14 protein-coding genes are annotated in these 17,755 nt (G+C 71.5%); 11 read left to right on the plus strand and 3 right to left on the minus strand.

Translation table 11 applies throughout. From position 1 onward, the window contains the following. Complete coding sequence (locus AC0680_RS11115; RefSeq protein ID WP_478626876.1) at positions 1 to 1,326, plus strand: glutamate-1-semialdehyde 2,1-aminomutase; 1,326 nt, start codon at positions 1 to 3, stop codon at positions 1,324 to 1,326. 81 nt (positions 1,327 to 1,407) lie between these two features. Here the strand turns inward: AC0680_RS11115 and AC0680_RS11120 are convergent, their stop codons facing one another. Beyond that, positions 1,408 to 2,112, minus strand: a complete 705-nt coding sequence (locus AC0680_RS11120) for a phosphatase PAP2 family protein (protein WP_478626877.1) — start codon at positions 2,110 to 2,112, stop codon at positions 1,408 to 1,410. 147 nt (positions 2,113 to 2,259) lie between these two features. Further along, on the minus strand, positions 2,260 to 3,423 hold the full coding sequence (locus tag AC0680_RS11125) for a magnesium and cobalt transport protein CorA (RefSeq protein WP_478626879.1): 1,164 nt from the start codon (positions 3,421 to 3,423) through the stop codon (positions 2,260 to 2,262). A gap of 220 nt (positions 3,424 to 3,643) precedes the next feature. On the opposite strand from AC0680_RS11125, the gene AC0680_RS11130 reads away from it, so the two are divergent. From AC0680_RS11130 to AC0680_RS11175, 10 genes are all read left to right on the plus strand, one after another. Next, complete coding sequence (locus AC0680_RS11130; RefSeq protein WP_478626881.1) at positions 3,644 to 4,033, plus strand: cell division protein SepF; 390 nt, start codon at positions 3,644 to 3,646, stop codon at positions 4,031 to 4,033. A gap of 55 nt (positions 4,034 to 4,088) precedes the next feature. Next, on the plus strand, positions 4,089 to 5,507 hold the full coding sequence (locus AC0680_RS11135; protein WP_478626883.1) for an AAA family ATPase: 1,419 nt from the start codon (positions 4,089 to 4,091) through the stop codon (positions 5,505 to 5,507). Continuing rightward, complete coding sequence (locus AC0680_RS11140) at positions 5,504 to 5,863, plus strand: nucleotide pyrophosphohydrolase (RefSeq protein WP_478626885.1); 360 nt, start codon at positions 5,504 to 5,506, stop codon at positions 5,861 to 5,863. Before AC0680_RS11135 ends, AC0680_RS11140 begins: the two co-directional genes overlap by 4 nt. Positions 5,864 to 6,269: 406 nt before the next feature. Further along, a complete protein-coding gene (locus tag AC0680_RS11145) occupies positions 6,270 to 6,725 on the plus strand; it encodes a DUF6099 family protein (RefSeq protein WP_478626888.1) in 456 nt (151 codons plus the stop codon). Positions 6,726 to 7,178: 453 nt separating this feature from the next. Then, complete coding sequence (locus AC0680_RS11150) at positions 7,179 to 8,102, plus strand: LLM class F420-dependent oxidoreductase (protein WP_478626890.1); 924 nt, start codon at positions 7,179 to 7,181, stop codon at positions 8,100 to 8,102. A gap of 164 nt (positions 8,103 to 8,266) precedes the next feature. Beyond that, positions 8,267 to 9,865, plus strand: a complete 1,599-nt coding sequence (locus AC0680_RS11155; protein ID WP_478626893.1) for a 3' terminal RNA ribose 2'-O-methyltransferase Hen1 — start codon at positions 8,267 to 8,269, stop codon at positions 9,863 to 9,865. After that, positions 9,862 to 12,711 (plus strand): polynucleotide kinase-phosphatase, encoded by a 2,850-nt coding sequence (locus AC0680_RS11160; protein WP_478626894.1) that lies wholly within the window; start codon positions 9,862 to 9,864, stop codon positions 12,709 to 12,711. Before AC0680_RS11155 ends, AC0680_RS11160 begins: the two co-directional genes overlap by 4 nt. 430 nt (positions 12,712 to 13,141) lie before the next feature. Next, a complete protein-coding gene (locus AC0680_RS11165) occupies positions 13,142 to 14,377 on the plus strand; it encodes an arginine deiminase (protein WP_384489982.1) in 1,236 nt (411 codons plus the stop codon). A 191-nt stretch (positions 14,378 to 14,568) separates the two neighbouring features. After that, positions 14,569 to 15,573 carry an ornithine carbamoyltransferase gene (gene argF, locus AC0680_RS11170; protein WP_384431418.1) on the plus strand — a complete coding sequence of 335 codons (1,005 nt, stop codon included), beginning with the start codon at positions 14,569 to 14,571 and terminating at the stop codon, positions 15,571 to 15,573. 198 nt (positions 15,574 to 15,771) lie between these two features. Then, entirely contained in the window at positions 15,772 to 17,298 is a 1,527-nt protein-coding gene (locus tag AC0680_RS11175) for an amino acid permease (RefSeq protein WP_478626897.1), read from the plus strand. Here the strand turns inward: AC0680_RS11175 and AC0680_RS11180 are convergent. Beyond that, positions 17,258 to 17,722 carry an ATP-binding protein gene (locus AC0680_RS11180; RefSeq protein ID WP_478626899.1) on the minus strand — a complete coding sequence of 155 codons (465 nt, stop codon included), beginning with the start codon at positions 17,720 to 17,722 and terminating at the stop codon, positions 17,258 to 17,260. The two genes, AC0680_RS11175 and AC0680_RS11180, sit on opposite strands and share 41 nt — an antisense overlap. Positions 17,723 to 17,755 lie beyond the last annotated feature (33 nt).

The following is a 17,755-nucleotide window of genomic DNA, read 5'->3' on the forward strand; positions in this document are numbered from 1 at the left end:
GTGGACACCGAAGAGGTCAGCCTGCCCCGGTCGCGGGCGGCGAACGAACGGCTGCACGCCCTGATTCCCGGCGGCGCACACACCTACGCCAAGGGCGACGACCAGTACCCCGAGGACCTGGCCCCGGTCATCAGCCACGGCCGCGGTGCCCACGTGTGGGACATCGACGGCAACCGCTACATCGAGTACGGCTCCGGTCTGCGGTCGGTCAGCCTCGGCCACGCCCACCCACGCGTGCTCGAGGCGGTGCGACGGGAACTCGACCGCGGCAGCAACTTCGTCCGGCCGTCCATCGTGGAGGCCGAGGCCGCGGAACGCTTCCTGGCCACGGTGCCGACCGCCGAGATGGTCAAGTTCGCGAAGAACGGCTCCGACGCCACCACCGCCGCGGTGCGCCTCGCCCGCGCCGTCACCGGGCGCCCACGGGTGGCCCTCTGCGCCGACCATCCGTTCTTCTCCGTCGACGACTGGTTCATCGGCACCACACCGATGTCCGCCGGCATTCCGACGACGACCAACGACCTCACCGTGACTTTCCCGTACGGGGACCTGTCCGCCACGGAGGAGCTCCTGACCCGCTACCAGGACCAGGTCGCCTGCCTGATCCTCGAACCCGCCACCCACTGCGAGCCCCCGCCCGGATACCTCGCCGGCCTGCGCGAGCTGGCCGACCGGCACGGCTGCGTACTGGTCTTCGACGAGATGATCACCGGCTTCCGGTGGTCCGAGGCGGGCGCCCAGGGCCTGTACGGCGTCGTCCCCGACCTCTCCACGTTCGGCAAGGCGCTGGGCAACGGGTTCGCCGTCTCCGCGCTGGCCGGGCGCCGCGAGCTGATGGAGCGAGGCGGGCTGCGCCACTCCCACGACCGGGTGTTCCTGCTGTCCACCACGCACGGCGCGGAAACGCACTCACTGGCGGCCGCGATGGCGGTGCAGAGCACCTACGTCGAGGAGGGCGTCACCGCGCGGCTGCACACCCTCGGCGAGCGGCTGGCCGCCGGTGTCCGCGAGGCCGCGGCGGGCATGGGCGTCGGCGACCACGTCGTCGTCCGGGGCCGGGCCAGCAACCTGGTCTTCGCCACCCTCGACGAGAGCGGGCGGCCGTCGCAGCAGTACCGCACCCTGTTCCTGCGCCGGCTCCTCGCGGGCGGAGTGCTGGCCCCGTCGTTCGTGGTGAGCAGCGCGCTCGACGACGCCGACATCGACCGCACCGTCGAGGTGGTGGGGGAGGCGTGCGCGGTGTACCGAAAGGCGCTGGATGCCGGGGACCCCACACCCTGGCTGGCCGGCCGACCGGTGAAGCCGGTGTTCCGCCGCTTGGCGTGAGGCGACGCCGATGGTGCTCCGGCGCTTGACGTGAAGGTGACGTGAGGTGACGTCAGTGCTGCTCCGGCGCCTGGTGTGACGTCAGCGGCACCCCCGCCGACCGGCGCCGGACAACCGATCGGTCAGCCGGTCGGCCGTCCGGTCGACCAGCCACGCGGTCGCCGGCACCACCGCCAGCGCGGTGCACCACCCGCCCAGGACGTCGGTCGGATAGTGCGCGCCGAGGGTGACCTGCGCCCAGCCCATGACGGCGCCGGCAACCAGCGCCGCGGCGAGCACGAGGGACGTACCGGCCGTCCTGCCGAGGCCGAACCGGCCCGTCACGAGCAGCGCCACCATGAGGGCGAGCGCGGTGAGGAAGGCGGTGTGCCCGCTCGGGTAGGACAGGTTGTCGTCGCCGTGGATGGTGCGTCCCACCAGGTGCTTGAGCAGTGTCGCCGTCCCCACGGCCATGCCGGCACCGGCGACGAGGAGCACCGCCGCGCGAGGGCGCCGAAGCAGCACGCAGCCCGTCACGGCGGCCACGACCAGCACCGCAGCTCCCAAGGGCTCCCCCAAGAAGTCCGTCGCCAGGGCGACATACCGCCACGCCGGCCCCACACCGTCCACCGCCGCCCAGATCCGCGCGTCCACCGCGCCGGGCTCGCCGGCGTCGGCATACAGGACCCCGAGCACGACGACCACCAGCGAGGCGAGGGCCGCAATCAGCCCGAGCCACGCGCGCAGCAAGGGGGGCAGCACCGCGGGCACCGGCCCGCCGTCCACCCGCCCACCGCGTCCGGTCATCCGACAGATGCGACGCACCTTCCCCTCCCCTTGGGTCCGTTGACGCCATGTCACCCGACGCTGGCGCGGTGCCGCGCCCCGGGAGGCTCGACGGAGTGCTGAGAGCCCTTCTCGTACCCGAAGTCGATCAAGCCTCCCGATCCCCCGTTACAGCCAATCCCTCCGCTTGAAGACGAAGTACAGACTCACGCACACCACACCCATCAGCAGAATCGCGAACGGGTACCCGAACGCCCACCCCAGCTCCGGCATCCGCTCGAAGTTCATCCCGTAGATGGTCCCCACCAGTGTGGGGGCGAACAGGATCGCCGCCCAAGAAGAGATCTTCTTGATCTCCTCGTTCTGTTCGAAGCCGGCCTCCGCCAGGGCGCGCATCTCGGCGTTCTGCTGCTGGTTCACCAGCGTCGCGTTGACGGTGAGGATGTCCTGCAGGGCCTGCCGGAACCCGTCCACGCGCTCCGTGGTGTGCAGCACGTGGTCGGCCACGTCGCGCAGGTAGCGGCGGAGCTCCGCGTCGATCGCGTACTTCTCGAAGCCGGCGGTGAGGCTCTCCAGCATGGTGTTGAGGGGGCGGGTCGCGCGCTGGAACTCCACCACCTCGCGGGAGAGTTCGTAGATGCGGCGGGAGACCCCGGGGTCGCCGCCGAAGACCTCGGTCTCGATCTCGTCGATGTCGTTCTGGACGCCGGCGACGACCGGTGCATAGCCGTCGACGACCGCGTCGAGGATGGCGTAGAGCACCGCTTCGGGGCCGCGCTTGAGGAGTTCGGGGGTGTCCTCCATGCGGCGGCGCACTGCTGACACGTCGGGGGCGCCGCCGTGCCGGACGGTGATCACGAAGTCGCGGCCGACGAAGACGTGCAGCTCGCCGAAGTCGACCTCTTCGGGGTCGTCCAGATAGCGCGCGGCGCGCAGTACGACGAAGAGGGTGCCGCCGTAGCGCTCCAGTTTGGGGCGCTGATGGGCCTCCAGGGCGTCCTCGACGGCGAGCGGATGGAGGTCGAACTCCGAGGCGAGGGTGACCAGTTCGGAAGGGGTGGGGCGGTGCAGTCCGATCCAGGCCAGGGTGTCGGCGGTGGCACGCTGCTGGCGGAAGGCGTCGGCGAGGGTGTCGTGGGTGCTGACGCGGTGTCCGTCCCGGTAGAGGGCGGCGCTGATGATGCTGCTGTTGTTGTTCTCGGTTGACGGTTCGGGGGCCCCGGCGCCGTCGGCGGGCTCGGCGGGCGGGGGCGCGGCGGCCCCCTTCTTCTTCGCGGGTTTGCGCAGGCCGCGCAGGCCGCGTGGCCGGCGACCGGGAGGTTCAGTGCTCACGACAGAACCGACCTCCGTCACAAGGGGGGATGAACGGGCACACAGAATCTCGACGCAGGATATCTGCCGAGGATGTCAGCACAGGTCAGGGGGCATGGTGCAGGATGGAACGGGCGCGGCGCGGCGTGTGTCGCGTCCATCAGGCTTTGTATGTTTATCTCTAGAATTGTGCGATGCAGATACCGCAGATAGCCAGCGCTCCTCTGAGTGAGGTGATTCGGTGAACGGCCCCGATGCCACCGACGAGCAGTGGGAAGGGCTCGCCGAGGTCGTCCCGCTCCGCAGCAGCAGTGAATGGCCTTCCTGGCCCGACCACCGCGCCCTCCCCGAGGACGAGCCGGCGGAGGAGATGCGGCGGTTCATCGTCATCCGCGTGCAGACCTTCGCGGACGCCCGTGAGGTCGCCGAGTACTTGATGGCGCAGATCCCGGTCCTGCTGGACCTCAGCAGCGCGGACACCGATGTCGCCAAGCGGATCCTGGACTTCTCCAGCGGCGTCGTCTTCGGGCTCGGCAGCGGGATGCACCGCGTGGACACCAATGTCTTCCTGCTGGCCCCGGTGGGCACCGAGGTCGACGAGGCCGCCACGGGGGCCGTCCCCCGTTCGTAGGAAGAGAGATCGGGCGTAACGGTTCTCCGGCCGGGCTGCTGCATAGCGTCCACGCATGAATACCGACAGTGTGCGGCCGGCCGTCACCGAGTTACGGCTGTCCGCCTTCAAGACCCATCGCGGCGTCACCCTGCCGCTCGGCCCGCTGACGCTGCTGAGCGGCGAGAGCGGCACCGGCAAGTCCAGTGTGCTGCAGGCGTACGAGATGCTCGCCCGGCTCGGTAGCGGGGAGCCGCTCGCACGTGCCGTACAGGAGGTGGTGGGCGGCCCGTCGGCCTGTGTGCCGGCGGGGGCACGCCCCGACGGACAGGGGCGGCGCGGGTTCCGCATCGGCTGCACGGTCGACGGCCCGGCCGGTCCGGTCAGCCTCGATCTCGCCGTACAGGCCGAGCCCGAACTGCGCATCGTCGGCGAGCGGTTGACCGGCGGCGGTGAGACGCTGCTGACCACCGCCCTCACCGACCCCACCCGCCCCGCCGTCCAGGCGGCCTGGCACACCGCGGGCGCGACCCCCGTGACCCGCGCGCCACTGCCCGACGACCGGCTGGGCACGTCGCTGCTGCCGCTGCGCGTAGCGGGGAAGACGGAAGGACAGCGGCTGGTCCTGGCCGCGGCCGAACAGGTCGTGGTGGCGCTCCGGTCGGCGTTCGTGTGCGACCCCCGGCCGGAGGCCATGCGGGGGGCGGGAGCGGGCGGGACGAGCGGGGGCGGCGATTCCGGTGGACGGGGTCCGGACGGCGCCGGGGGGCGGGCAGGCGGGGCCCGGGGCGGCCGGGCGGCCAGCGCGGGAAGCTGTGCGACCAAGGCCGGCGGGGGTACACGGGGGCGCAGGGGGAGCGGAGGGGGCGGCGAGGCCGGTGGCTGGGGCCGGGACGCGGAGGAGGACGAGGGGCGGTTGCGGTCGTCCTGCGACAACCTGCCCGTGGTCTTGGAGCGCACCAGCCGCGAGTGCGCGCGGCGGCACGCGGTGCTGGTCGCGGCCGTGAGGGAGGCCTGCACGGGGCCGGTCGACGGGCTGCGTGCCGTGCCGCGCCAGGCGGGGGCCGCGGCGGAGGGCGCGGCCGCCGCCCCGTCGGCGCCCGGCCGAGGCGGACCGGCGGCCGTTCGGCACACGGGGCAGGAGGCATGGGAACCGGGCGTACGGGCCGTCCTTGACCGGGGCGCCCTGGGGGAGATGCCCGTCGAGCAGCTCGGTGACGGGGAGCTGCGTTTTCTGGCGCTGGCGCTGGTACTGCTCACCGGGCCGGGGGTGCTGGCGATGGACCCGGCCGGGGAGGTCCCGTCGGCCCAGCAGCAGATGACGGTGATGGCGGACGGTATGGACCGCTGCATGGACCACAGGCAGGCCCGCGAGCTGGTGTCGCTGGCCGTCCGCATGGCGGAGCGGGGGCATGTCCGGTTGCTGGGGACGGTGCGGGATCCGTCGGTCGCCGAGGGGCTGCCCGGTGTGCAGGTGCTACACCTAGGGACATGAGCGAGGATCTTCATGCGCTGCAGCGACGGCTGGCCGAATTCGCGGCCGCCCGGGACTGGCAGCAGTACCACACCCCCAAGAACCTGGCCGCGGCGCTGAGCGTCGAGGCGGCGGAACTCGTCGAGATCTTCCAGTGGTTGACGCCGGAGGAGTCGGCGAAGGTGATGTCCGATCCGCGGGCGGCCGGCCGGGTCGAGGACGAGGTCGCGGACGTGCTGGCGTATCTGCTGCAGTTCTGCGAGGCGCTGGGGATCGACGCCCTGGCGGCGCTCGCCGCGAAGATCGAGCGCAATGAGTCGCGATTCCCCGCGGTTCGCAGGGCGCGGCCGGACCGGTCCGGGGAGGACGAGGAGTAGGAAGCGGAGCCGTCGTGGCGGAGCAAGGGGGCGCCGGGCGGGGCCGGGTCGGGGCGGATCGGGTCGGACCGGGGCGGGGGTGGGAGCGGCATCAGCTCCCACCCCCGCTTTTCATCACGGCGGGCTCCGGGCTCGTTCGGTCCGTACCGGCGCGGCGATTCAGGCCGTTCGGGCGTTTTCCGTGACTTATGTCCGCCGTGTGAGAGCTGGGGGCACTGTGTCGGGTGGGGAGGGCGAAGAGTCCGCACCCGCCAATCGTCACTCTCCGGAGTGATTGATCTCTCCACAGCGCCTTGGTTGTCCACAGATTTGCGAATTCCCCTGGCTTTTTTGGGCGTTCACCCTCACTCTGGGTAGTGGAAGAAGTGCAGGGTGCATGCGAATGGAGCGGGAAGGAGGGGAACGGATGGATGCGGTGCGGATCATCGCGGCCGGTCGACGCGGTCTGGCGGAGGCGACGACGGTCCAGGAAGTGATCGTCGAGGCGTGGCAGGCGCAAGCGTTGGCGGAGGCGATAGGAAGCCATCTCGCGATATTCGGGCCGTACGAAGTGCGGTCAAGGGCTCAGAGTCTGGGCGACGCGGGCGGGCGGTTCAGCGGGGGACTGCTGTGCCCGGCATCGGTCACCGGCGGCTTGCGAGCGGCTCAGCTGACCGAGGTGCGCGACGTCAGAGCCGCCTTGACGAGCCTGAGCCGGCTCTTGCGGGAAGTGTGCGAGGCGCTGGTGGGAGTGGTGTTGCTCGCGGACGAGGAGGGGGCGTACTGGACCTGTGTCGAGGCGATGGACACGGTCGACGAATCGAGAGATCGCGTCGCCGGAATCCTGGAGAAGCTGGAGGTGCGCGACCGGAACCCGGCCTGAGCGGGGACCGGACAAGACAGGAATGCTTACGCCCGGCGCGTCGACGGTGGGACGTCACGCCCGCCGACAGGTGACGGTAGGCCCACCGCCGTGCTTGCCTTCACCACTGCCACTGCCACTGCCACTGCCACTGCCACTGCCACTGCCACTGCCACTGCGCGGCTGCTTGCGCCCTCCGTCTCATCTGCCACTGATGTCAGTGACCGCCGCCTCCGCGTCCTCGCAGCCGCACTGCCTACCGGGAGCCGGCCCGAACGTGCCACGCCGTGCCTTGCCAGGCCACGCCTTGCCGCGCCACGGCGACGGTCGCTGCACACCGCCCACACCCTCACCGTGACAGCGGCTGACCCGATTTCACCCGGCTCTGACCAGCTCTGACCCGAACTGACGTAGCGACTTGATGCCTCGACACACCTAACGGTTGGTTTCCCGTTCGGTGTGCAGGATGGAGGTATGGACCTACGAATCTTCACCGAGCCCCAGCAGGGGGCTTCCTACGACACCCTTCTGACGGTCGCCAAGGCCACGGAGGATCTCGGCTTCGACGCGTTCTTCCGGTCCGACCACTACCTGAGCATGGGCAACGTCGACGGGCTGCCCGGTCCGACGGACGCCTGGATCACACTGGCCGGCCTCGCCCGTGAGACCCGGCGCATCCGGCTCGGCACGCTCATGACGGCCGGCACCTTCCGGTTGCCGGGCGTCTTGGCCATCCAGGTCGCGCAGGTCGACCAGATGTCCGGCGGGCGGGTCGAACTCGGCCTCGGCACGGGCTGGTTCGAGGAGGAGCACAAGGCGTACGGCATCCCCTTCCCCAGGGAGAAGTTCGCGCGAATGGAGGAACAGCTGGAAGTCATCACCGGCCTGTGGGCCACAGACACCGGAAGGAGGTTCGACTACCACGGGACCTACTACCAGCTGGAGAATTCGCCCGCACTGCCCAAGCCCGCTCAGGGCAAGGTGCCGGTGCTGATCGGTGGACACGGTACGACGCGCACCCCGCGCCTTGCGGCGCAGTTCGCCGATGAGTTCAACATTCCCTTCGCCTCGCTCAAGGACACTGAAGCCCAGTTCGGGCGGGTGCGGGCGGCCGCCGAAGCCGCCGGACGGAAAGGGGATGAGCTGGTGTACTCCAACGCCCTCGTCGCCTGCGTCGGCAAGGACGACGCCGAGGTGGCACGCCGCGCCGCGGCCATCGGGCGGAACGTGGACGAACTGAAGGCCAACGGGCTGGCGGGCTCGCCCGCCGAGGTGGTCGACAAGATCGGATGCTATGCCGCTGTCGGTGCCTCCCGCGTCTACCTGCAGATCCTGGACCTCGATGATCTCGACCACCTTGAGCTGATCTCGGAGCAGGTCCAGTCGCAGGTGAGGTGAGGTGAGGTGAGGTGAGCTCGGGCGAGGTGGGCTGAGGTGAGGTGAAGCGAGTCGGGCCGGGGCCGGTGAGTCCGGCCGGGCCGGGCCTGCCGGGCCGGGGTGGTGGGCGGTGCTGTGGGAAAACTGGTGGGGAATCGGGACGGACTGCGGCAATACTCGGACGCGTGTTCCTGACGATAACCACCACCGGCAGCGCCGAGCGTCCCGCGACCGACCTCGGGTTTCTGCTGCACAAGCATCCCGACAGGTCGCAGCAGTTCTCGACGTCGCACGGCACCGCACACGTCCTCTACCCGGAGGCGGATGCGGAGCGGTGCACGGCCGCACTGGTGCTGGAGGTCGATCCCATCGCCCTGGTCCGCCGGGGCCGGGGAAAGGGCCGCGGCGGCGCTCCGGACTCGGCGCTCGGACAGTATGTGAACGACCGTCCGTACGCGGCCTCCTCGTTGCTGGCGGTGGCGCTGCGCAGCGTCTTCGCGAGCGCGATGAAGGGGCAGTGCACGGCGCGGCCCGAGCTGGTGGCACGGGCGATGCCGTTGCGCGTCGAGGTGCCGGTGCTGCCCGCCCGGGGCGGCGCGGAGCTGGTGCGCAGGCTGTTCCAGCCGCTGGGCTGGACGGTGCTGGCCGAGCCGGTGCCGTTGGACGAGACGTTCCCGGAGTGGGGCGACTCCCGCTACGTCCGGCTCGTCCTGGAGGGCGAGCGGACGGTCGCCGAGGCGCTGCGGCACCTGTATGTGCTGCTGCCGGTGCTTGACGACGCTAAGCACTACTGGGTCGCCCCGGACGAGGTCGACAAGCTGCTGCGGGCCGGCGAGGGCTGGCTGGAGGACCACCCGGAGCAGCGGGTGATCGTCGGACGCTATCTCGCACGGCGCTGGTCGCTGACGCGCCAGGCGATGGAGCGGCTGGAGCTGGAGCGGCTGGCCGAGTCGGACGGGGTGGCGGCCGAGGAGATGGACAACGCGGTGGACGAGGAGGCGGATACCGAGGACAAGCCGGTGCCGCTCGCCGTACAGCGGCGGGAGGCGATTCTCACCGTGCTGCGCAGGGAGCAGGCGGCACGGGTGCTCGATCTGGGCTGCGGACAGGGCCAGTTGGTCGGTGCGCTGCTCAAGGAAGGGCAGTTCACCGAGGTCGTCGGCGTGGACGTGTCGATGCGGGCGCTGCACGAGGCACGGCGTCGGCTGCGGCTGGACCGGATGTCCGAGCGGCAGGCCGAGCGCGTACGGCTCGTACAGGGGTCGCTGGCCTACACGGACAGCAGGCTGAAGGGGTATGACGCGGCGGTGCTGAGCGAGGTCGTCGAGCATGTCGATCCCGCGCGACTGCCGGCCCTGGAGTACGCGGTGTTCGGTTCGGCCAGGCCGCGGACGGTGGTGGTGACGACGCCGAACGTCGAGTACAACGTGCGCTGGGAGTCGCTGCCGGCCGGCCATGTGCGGCATGCGGACCATCGCTTCGAGTGGACCCGAGAGGAGTTCCGGCAGTGGGCGCAGGAGGTGGCCGCGCGGCACGGCTACGAGGTGGTCTTCGGCCCGGTGGGGCCGGACGACCCGGAGGTGGGCCCGCCCACCCAGCTCGCGCACTTCCGCATCTCCGGCGACGACGGTGACGACGGCAAGGCAGCAGGTGGCAACGGCGCCCGTAACAGCGATGCGGGTGGCAGTAATGCACGGAACGGCGGCGCACGGAACGGCGGCGCACAGGGAAGCGGTGCGCGTGGTGACGGTGGTTCGGTGAGTGGGAAGGAGGTCGCGGCATGACGGACGCGGATCGTACGGAGTCCCAGGACGGGAAGGCGCACGGGCACGGGCACGAGGAGAGCCGGGAGGCGGTGCGGCGCACGCTCGGCGTGCCGGATCTCTCGTTGGTGGTGCTGATCGGGGCCACCGGCTCCGGCAAGTCCACCTTCGCCGCCCGGCACTTCAAGCCGACCGAGGTGATCTCCTCTGACTTCTGCCGGGGGCTGGTCAGCGATGACGAGAACGACCAGAGCGCGAGCGGCGATGCGTTCGACGTGCTGCACTTCGTCGCGGGCAAGCGGCTGGCGGCCGGGCGGCTGACGGTCGTCGACGCCACCAATGTGCAGTCCGAGGCGCGGGCGCAGCTGGTGCGGCTGGCCAGGGAGCACGACGTACTGCCGGTGGCGATCGTGCTGGACGTGCCCGAGCAGGTCTGCGCCGAGCGCAACGCGGCGCGCGCCGACCGGGCCGGACTCCCGCGCCGTGTCATCCAGCGTCACCAGCGTGAACTGCGCCGCTCCCTGAGGCACTTGGAGCGCGAGGGCTTTCGCAAGGTGCACATCCTGCGCGGCCAGGCGGAGGTGGAGTCCGCCGAGGTCGTCCTGGAGCGGCGGTTCAACGACCTGCGCCATCTGACCGGCCCGTTCGACATCGTCGGCGACATCCACGGGTGCCGTTCCGAACTGGAGACGCTGCTCGACAGGCTCGGCTATGCGCTGGTGCGCGACGAGCTCGGCAGGGCCGTGGACGCGGCGCACCCCCAGGGCCGGACGGCCGTCTTCGTCGGCGACCTCGTCGACCGCGGACCGGACAGCCCCGGAGTGCTGCGCCTGGTGATGGGCATGGTCGGGGCCGGGCACGCACTGTGCGTCTCCGGCAACCACGAGAACAAGCTCGGCCGCTACCTCAAGGGCCGCAAGGTCCAGCACACCCACGGGCTCGCCGAGACCGTCGCGCAGCTGGGCGAGGAGGACGACGCCTTCCGCGCCGAGGCCGGGGCGTTCGTCCACGGCCTGGTCAGCCACTACGTCCTGGACGGTGGCGGGCTGGTGGTGTGCCACGCCGGGCTGCCGGAGAAGTACCACGGCCGGACGTCGGGCCGGGTGCGGTCCTTCGCGATGTACGGCGACACGACCGGTGAGACCGACGAGTTCGGCCTGCCGGTGCGCTACCCGTGGGCCGAGGACTACCGAGGCCGCGCCGCCGTCGTCTACGGCCACACGCCCACCCCGCGGGCCACCTGGCTCAACAACACCATCTGCCTGGACACCGGCTGTGTCTTCGGCGGCGCGATGACCGCGCTGCGCTGGCCGGAGCGCGAGCTGGTGGACGTACCGGCGGAGCAGGTCTGGTACGAGCCCGCGAAGCCGCTCGCCACGGAGGCACCGGGCGGGGCGGACGGCCGTCCCCTCGATCTGGAGGACGTGGCCGGCCGACGGATCGTGGAGACCCGCCACATGGGCCGGCTCGCGGTCAGGGAGGAGAACGCCGCGGCCGCGCTGGAGGTCATGAGCCGTTTCGCCGTCGACCCGCGGCTGCTGCCGTACCTCCCGCCGACGATGGCACCCTGCGCGACCTCGACGGGGCGGACCCGTGAGGGAGCCGGTGACGAGGGTTTCCTGGAGCACCCGGTGGAAGCGTTCGCCGGATACCGGGCGGACGGCGTACGGGAAGTGGTGTGCGAGGAGAAGCACATGGGATCGCGCGCGGTGGTCCTGGTGTGCCGCGACGAGTCGGTGGCCGGCGAGCTCCCCCATAGCCCTAAAGGCATGGGAGGTACCCCCATCGGCGTTCCGAAGGGCGTGTCGGGCGCCCTGTACACCCGCACCGGCCGGCCGTTCTTCGACGACCCGGAGACGACCGAGCGGATCCTGCGACGGATCGGGGCGTGCGTCGAGGAGGCCGGTCTCTGGGCGGAGCTGGAGACGGACTGGCTGCTGCTGGACGCGGAGTTGATGCCGTGGTCCCTGAAGGCGACGGGCCTGCTGCGCAAGCAGTACGCCGCGGTCGGCGCGGCGTCCGGCGCGGCCTTCCCGAGCGTGCTCGGCGCGCTGGAGGCGGCCGCCGCCCGCGGTGTCGAGGTGGGGCCGCTGCTCGACCGGCAGCGCGACCGGGCCGCGGACGCCGCGGCGTTCACCGAGGCGTACCGGCGCTACTGCTGGCGCGTCGGGGCGGCGGAAGGGACGGCGGAAGGCCCGGCGGAGGGACCGGCGGCCGGCGCGGATGCGGCGGGCGGCGGCACGGAAGCGGCCGCGGCCGCACCGTCCGGCGAACTCGGCGACCTGGAGGGTGTCCGGCTCGCGCCGTTCCAGATCCTCGCGGTGCGGGGGCGCAGCCTCGCGGGGCTGGCGCACACCGAGCAGCTGACGCTGATCGACCGGATCGTCGCGGCCGAGGACGCGGTGACGTCCCGGGGCGGTGCCGCGCCACGGGACGGCGCGCGGGAGCGTCCGGGGCTGCTCGCCACGACGCGGCGCATCCTCGTAGACACCGAGGACGAGGCGTCGGTCGCGGCCGGTGTCCAGTGGTGGCTGGATCTGACCGCGGACGGCGGTGAGGGCATGGTGGTCAAGCCGGTACAGGCGCTGGTACGGACGGCGGACGGACGGCTGGTCCAGCCGGGCGTCAAGTGCCGTGGCCGCGAGTACCTGCGGATCATCTACGGTCCGGAGTACACCCGCCCGGAGAACCTCAGGCGTCTGCGCATACGCCATCTGGGGCACAAGCGTTCGCTGGCCCTGCGGGAGTACGCGCTCGGCCTGGAGGCACTCGACCGACTCGCGGAGGGCGAACCGCTGTGGCGGGTGCACGAGGCGGTCTTCGCGGTGCTGGCGCTGGAGTCGGAGCCGGTGGACCCGAGGCTGTAGGCGGACCGAGGGGGGGGGGGGGGGGGTGCCGTTCCTCCCCCGCCTCGGTCCGTCATGCCGCCCGTGCCGCCCGTCGTGGCGTCGGCTCTCGCAGGGATCCGGCGTCCTGATGGTCGCCCGGCAGGTCGGTACGGCGCTCGGCGTGGCCGTGCTGATCGCCGTGATGGATGATCAGCAGGGCTGGGCTGATGCGGAGTTGTGGGGCAGCCGGCGCGTCCTCGCGGTGGCCTCGGCGGCGGTGGCCGCGGCAGCGCCGACCCTGCGACGGTCCGGCAGACGATCTGCGACGGTCCGCCCAGTGCCCCGGGCCCGACCAGTGCCGCGAGTCCGGGGCACTGGTCGGCCCCGCCGCCCCGCCGCCCGCCGCCCCCGACCAGCCGACATCGCCCGACTCCCTCCCCCCGGCACCGGAAGCGGCCAAGATGGGTGGATGGGATTCCATGTTGACTCCGAGGCCGGGCTGCTGCGCCGGGTCATCCTGCACCGACCCGACCTGGAGCTGAAGCGGCTCACACCGTCCAACAAGGACACCTTGCTCTTCGACGACGTGTTGTGGGTGCGCCGGGCGCGGGCCGAGCACGACGGGTTCGCGGATGTGCTCCGCGACCGTGGTGTGGAGGTGCACCTCTTCGGGGATCTGCTGGCCGAGAGCCTGCAGATCCCCGAGGCGCGGACGCTGGTCCTGGACCGGGTCTTCGACGAGAAGGAGTACGGGCCGCTGGCCACCGACCATCTGCGTGCCGCCTTCGACGAACTGCCGGTGCCGGAACTCGTCGAGGCGCTGGTCGGCGGCATGACCAAGCGCGAGTTCCTCGAACGCCACCCGGAGCCGACCTCGGTCCGCTTCCATGTGATGGACCTGGACGACTTCCTGCTGGGCCCGCTGCCCAACCACCTCTTCACCCGCGACACCTCGGCGTGGATCTACGACGGGGTCTCGATCAACTCGATGCGCTGGCCGGCCCGGCAGCGCGAGACCGTGCACTACGAGGCGATCTACCGCCACCACCCGCTCTTCCGCGACGAGGACTTCCACGTCTGGTCGGAGGGGCAGGCGGACTTCCCGTCCACGATCGAGGGCGGCGACGTCCTGGTGCTGGGCAGTGGCGCGGTGCTGATCGGGATGAGCGAGCGGACCACCCCGCAGGCGGTCGAGCTGCTCGCGCGCGGGCTGTTCGCGGCCGGTTCCGCGCGCACGATCGTGGCGCTCGACATGCCCAAGCGCCGCGCGTTCATGCACCTCGACACCGTCATGACCATGATCGACGGAGACACCTTCACGCAGTACGAGGGGCTCGGCATGCTCCGCTCGTACACCATCGAGCCGGGCTCGGGCGACCAGGACCTGAAGGTCACCGACCATCCGCCGGAGCATATGCACCGCGCCATAGCGGCCTCGCTGGGCCTGTCGGACATCCGGGTGCTGACCGCGACCCAGGATGTGCACTCCGCGGAGCGCGAGCAGTGGGACGACGGGTGCAATGTGCTGGCGGTCGAGCCGGGGGTGGTCGTGGCGTACGAGCGGAACGTCACCACGAACACGTTCCTGCGCAAGCGCGGCATCGAGGTGATCACGATTCCGGGCAGTGAGCTGGGGCGGGGCCGGGGCGGCCCGCGCTGTATGAGCTGCCCGGTGGCGAGGGACGCGGTGCCCGGGGCAGCCTGAGGCGTGGCAACCGCCGGTGCACCCGCCGATGCACCCGACCGCGCGTCCGGAGGGTACGCCGGACGCTCCGTATATAGATACGGCTGTTCGTATACACTTCCAGGGTGCGGGGCCGCGTGCCCCTCCCTTCATGCGACCGTACGCCTTCCGTACGCACCCCCGTCCCACCGCCGCGAATCAGGAGCCCACCCATGGCGATAGATCTCAGGGGCCGCCACTTCCTCAAGGAGCTGGACTTCAGCGCCGAGGAGTTCCGCCGACTGATCGACCTGGCGGCCGAGCTCAAAGCGGCCAAGCGCGCCGGCACCGAGGTCCCCCGTCTCCAGGGCAGGAACATCGCCCTGATCTTCGAGAAGACCTCGACCAGGACCCGCTGTTCCTTCGAGGTCGCGGCCGCCGACCAGGGCGCCTCGACCACCTACCTCGACCCGTCCGGCTCGCAGATCGGGCACAAGGAGTCGGTCAAGGACACCGCCCGGGTCCTGGGCCGGATGTTCGACGGGATCGAGTTCCGCGGCAGCCGGCAGTCCGACGTCGAGGAGCTGGCCGCCCACGCCGGCGTACCGGTCTTCAACGGGCTGACCGACGACTGGCACCCGACCCAGATGCTCGCCGACGTGCTCACCATGGTCGAGCACGGCGGCGGCCGCCCCCTGGAGGAGACCGCCTTCGCCTACCTCGGCGACGCCCGCAACAACATGGGCAACTCCTACCTCGTCACCGGAGCCCTGCTCGGCATGGACGTCCGGATCGTGGCCCCGCGGCAGCTGTGGCCCGAGCAGTCGGTGATCGACCGGGCGCAGGCGCTCGCCGAGGGCAGCGGTGCCCGGATCACGCTCACCGAGGACGTCGCCGAGGGCGTGCGCGGCGCGGACTTCGTCGCCACCGACGTCTGGGTCTCCATGGGCGAGCCCAAGGAGGTGTGGGGCGAGCGGATCGCGCTGCTCGCTCCGTACGCGGTCACGATGGACGTGCTGCGCGCCACCGGCAAGCCGGACGTGAAGTTCCTGCACTGCCTGCCCGCCTATCACGACCTCGGTACGGCGGTCGGCCGGGAGATCCAGGCCCGGTACGGCCTCACGTCGCTGGAGGTCACCGACGAGGTCTTCGAGTCCGCGCACTCCGTCGTCTTCGACGAGGCGGAGAACCGGATGCACACCATCAAGGCGGTGCTGGTGGCGACGCTCGCCCGTTGAGCGGCGGTATCCACCATGTGCGGCGGCATCGCATGAAAGATCGCATTGCATAGGCATACGTCCGGATGGGCGATCATGCGGATGGAGCGGCTACCATCGAGCCGCTCGCGGGGTTCGGACCCACCGGTCCGGACCCCGCTCCTGTGTGCGGCCCACCCCCGCCGCGCGCACCGCACCACCAGAAAGAGAACCGCCCCCATGCGCCCGCCCGTCTCCCGCCCCCGTCCCCAGGAGGCGCTGCGCGCCGCACCCGGCGCGCCAGGTCCGTCCGGACTGCGCATCAAGTCCCCCGACGTCCTCGTCGCCGAATCGGGCGCGGACCTCGAAGGCAACGGCCTCAAGCGCAGCATGGGGCTCTTCCAGCTCGTGTGCTTCGGCATCGGCGCCATCGTCGGCACCGGGATCTTCGTCGGCCTGTCCGACACCGTCGCCGAGGCCGGCCCCGCGGTCCTGGTGTCCTTTGTGCTGGCGGCCGTCACCTGCGTGTTCACGGCCTTCTCGTTCGCGGAGCTGGGCGGCGCGATACCGGTCTCCGGCAGCTCGTACTCCTACGCCTACGCCACCCTCGGCGAGCGCACCGCCTTCCTCGTCGGCTGGTGCCTGCTGCTCGAATACGGCGTCTCGGTCTCGGCGGTCGCCGTCGGCTGGGGCCAGTACCTCAACGAGCTGCTGGGCAGCCTGATCGGCTGGCAGCTGCCGGCCGCGCTCGCCAGCCCGCCCGGCGACGGCGGCATCGTCAACATCCCGGCCGTCGTCGTGATCCTGCTCGCCGCCCTGCTTCTCGTCCGCGGCATCCGGGAGAGCGCCCGGGCGACCGCCGCGATGGCCGTGCTGAAGCTCGCGATCCTGGTGCTCTTCTGCGCGATCGGCTTCAGCGCCTTCCGGGCCGGCCACCTCTCGCCGTTCGCGCCCGAGGGCATCGCCGGCATCACCTCCGGTGCCTCCCTCGCGTTCTTCTCCTACATCGGCTTCGACGCGATCACCACGGCCGGTGAAGAGGTGAAGAACCCGCGCCGCAACATCCCCGTCGCGATCATGGTCTGCATCGGCGTGGTCACCGTGCTCTACTGCCTGGTCGCGCTCGCCGCCATCGGCGCGCTCTCCTCCGACCAGGTCGCGGGCCGGCCCGCCGCGCTGTCGCTGATCGTCAACCGGGTCACCGACTCGGCGCTCGGCGGCGGGGTGATCGCCTTCGGCGCGGTCGTCGCCATCGCCTCCGTCGTCCTCGCCGTGATGTACGGCCAGACCCGCATCCTGATGTCGATGTCCCGGGACGGCCTGATCCCGCGGGTCTTCGAGCGGGTCTCGCCCCGTACGTCCACCCCCGTCACCAACACCTGGATCGTCGCGGCCGTCTTCGCCGTGCCGGCGGCGGTCGTCCCGTTGGACGTGGTGATGAACCTGACCACCATCGGGACGCTGGCGGTCATGGCTGCGGTCAACCTCAGCGTGATGGTGCTCCGCCGCACCCGCTCCGATCTGCCGCGCCGCTTCCGCGTCCCGTTCTTCCCGGCCAGCCCGCTGCTGGGCATCGGCTTCTGCCTCTACCTGATGTACGGGACCGGCCCGGCCACCTGGCTGCAGTTCGCCGGCTTCCTGGTGGCCGGCGCGCTGGTCTACGCGCTCTACGGGCGGCGCCACTCCAGGCTCGCGGCGGCCCCGCAGCCGACCGGTGAACCGGCCGTCAGCGGCGTTGGTGCCGCTGCCGCAGCTCGGGAAGGGTGAACCAGACGGCCTTGCCCCGCGGCGTCGGGCGGCAGCCGGACGCGGAGCTGAGGGACCGGACCAGCAGCAGACCGCGGCCGCGGGCACCGGCCGGGGCGGCGGTGCCGTCGCCCGGGGGAGGGGGAGCGGACGGAGCGGCGGGAGGCGCCCCGAGCCCGTCGAGGTGTCTGCCGTCCCCGTCGTGCACCTCCACCCGGCAGCCCCCGGCCCCCAGCTCCACCACCAGCTCGACGGGGTCGGTGCCGCGGGTGTGCTTGAGGGCGTTGGCGACCAGCTCGGCGGCCAGCAGCTGAGCGGTGGTCCGGTCGGCCGTGGCCCGCAGGTCCTGCATGGCGCATCGGACCATCGCCCGGGCGATGGGGACCGCGGTCGCGCCCCGCGGCAGCGCGATATGCCAGGTCGTGGGGGTGGGCGGTGCCAACATGAGCGGTACGTCCCGTTCGCAGACGGCCGGATC

This window comes from Streptomyces sp. NPDC043738, assembly GCF_056436545.1.

What these genes read in the sequence shown, in the direction of transcription:
- AC0680_RS11120 (WP_478626877.1), bottom strand. Translation starts at nt 2,112, where the DNA reads ATGACCGGACGCGGTGGGCGGGTGGACGGCGGGCCGGTGCCCGCGGTG.
- AC0680_RS11135 (WP_478626883.1), top strand. Translation starts at nt 4,089, where the DNA reads ATGAATACCGACAGTGTGCGGCCGGCCGTCACCGAGTTACGGCTGTCC.
- AC0680_RS11140 (WP_478626885.1), top strand. Translation starts at nt 5,504, where the DNA reads ATGAGCGAGGATCTTCATGCGCTGCAGCGACGGCTGGCCGAATTCGCG.
- AC0680_RS11145 (WP_478626888.1), top strand. Translation starts at nt 6,270, where the DNA reads ATGGATGCGGTGCGGATCATCGCGGCCGGTCGACGCGGTCTGGCGGAG.
- AC0680_RS11150 (WP_478626890.1), top strand. Translation starts at nt 7,179, where the DNA reads ATGGACCTACGAATCTTCACCGAGCCCCAGCAGGGGGCTTCCTACGAC.
- AC0680_RS11160 (WP_478626894.1), top strand. Translation starts at nt 9,862, where the DNA reads ATGACGGACGCGGATCGTACGGAGTCCCAGGACGGGAAGGCGCACGGG.
- AC0680_RS11165 (WP_384489982.1), top strand. Translation starts at nt 13,142, where the DNA reads ATGGGATTCCATGTTGACTCCGAGGCCGGGCTGCTGCGCCGGGTCATC.
- argF (WP_384431418.1), top strand. Translation starts at nt 14,569, where the DNA reads ATGGCGATAGATCTCAGGGGCCGCCACTTCCTCAAGGAGCTGGACTTC.
- AC0680_RS11175 (WP_478626897.1), top strand. Translation starts at nt 15,772, where the DNA reads ATGCGCCCGCCCGTCTCCCGCCCCCGTCCCCAGGAGGCGCTGCGCGCC.
- AC0680_RS11180 (WP_478626899.1), bottom strand. Translation starts at nt 17,722, where the DNA reads ATGTTGGCACCGCCCACCCCCACGACCTGGCATATCGCGCTGCCGCGG.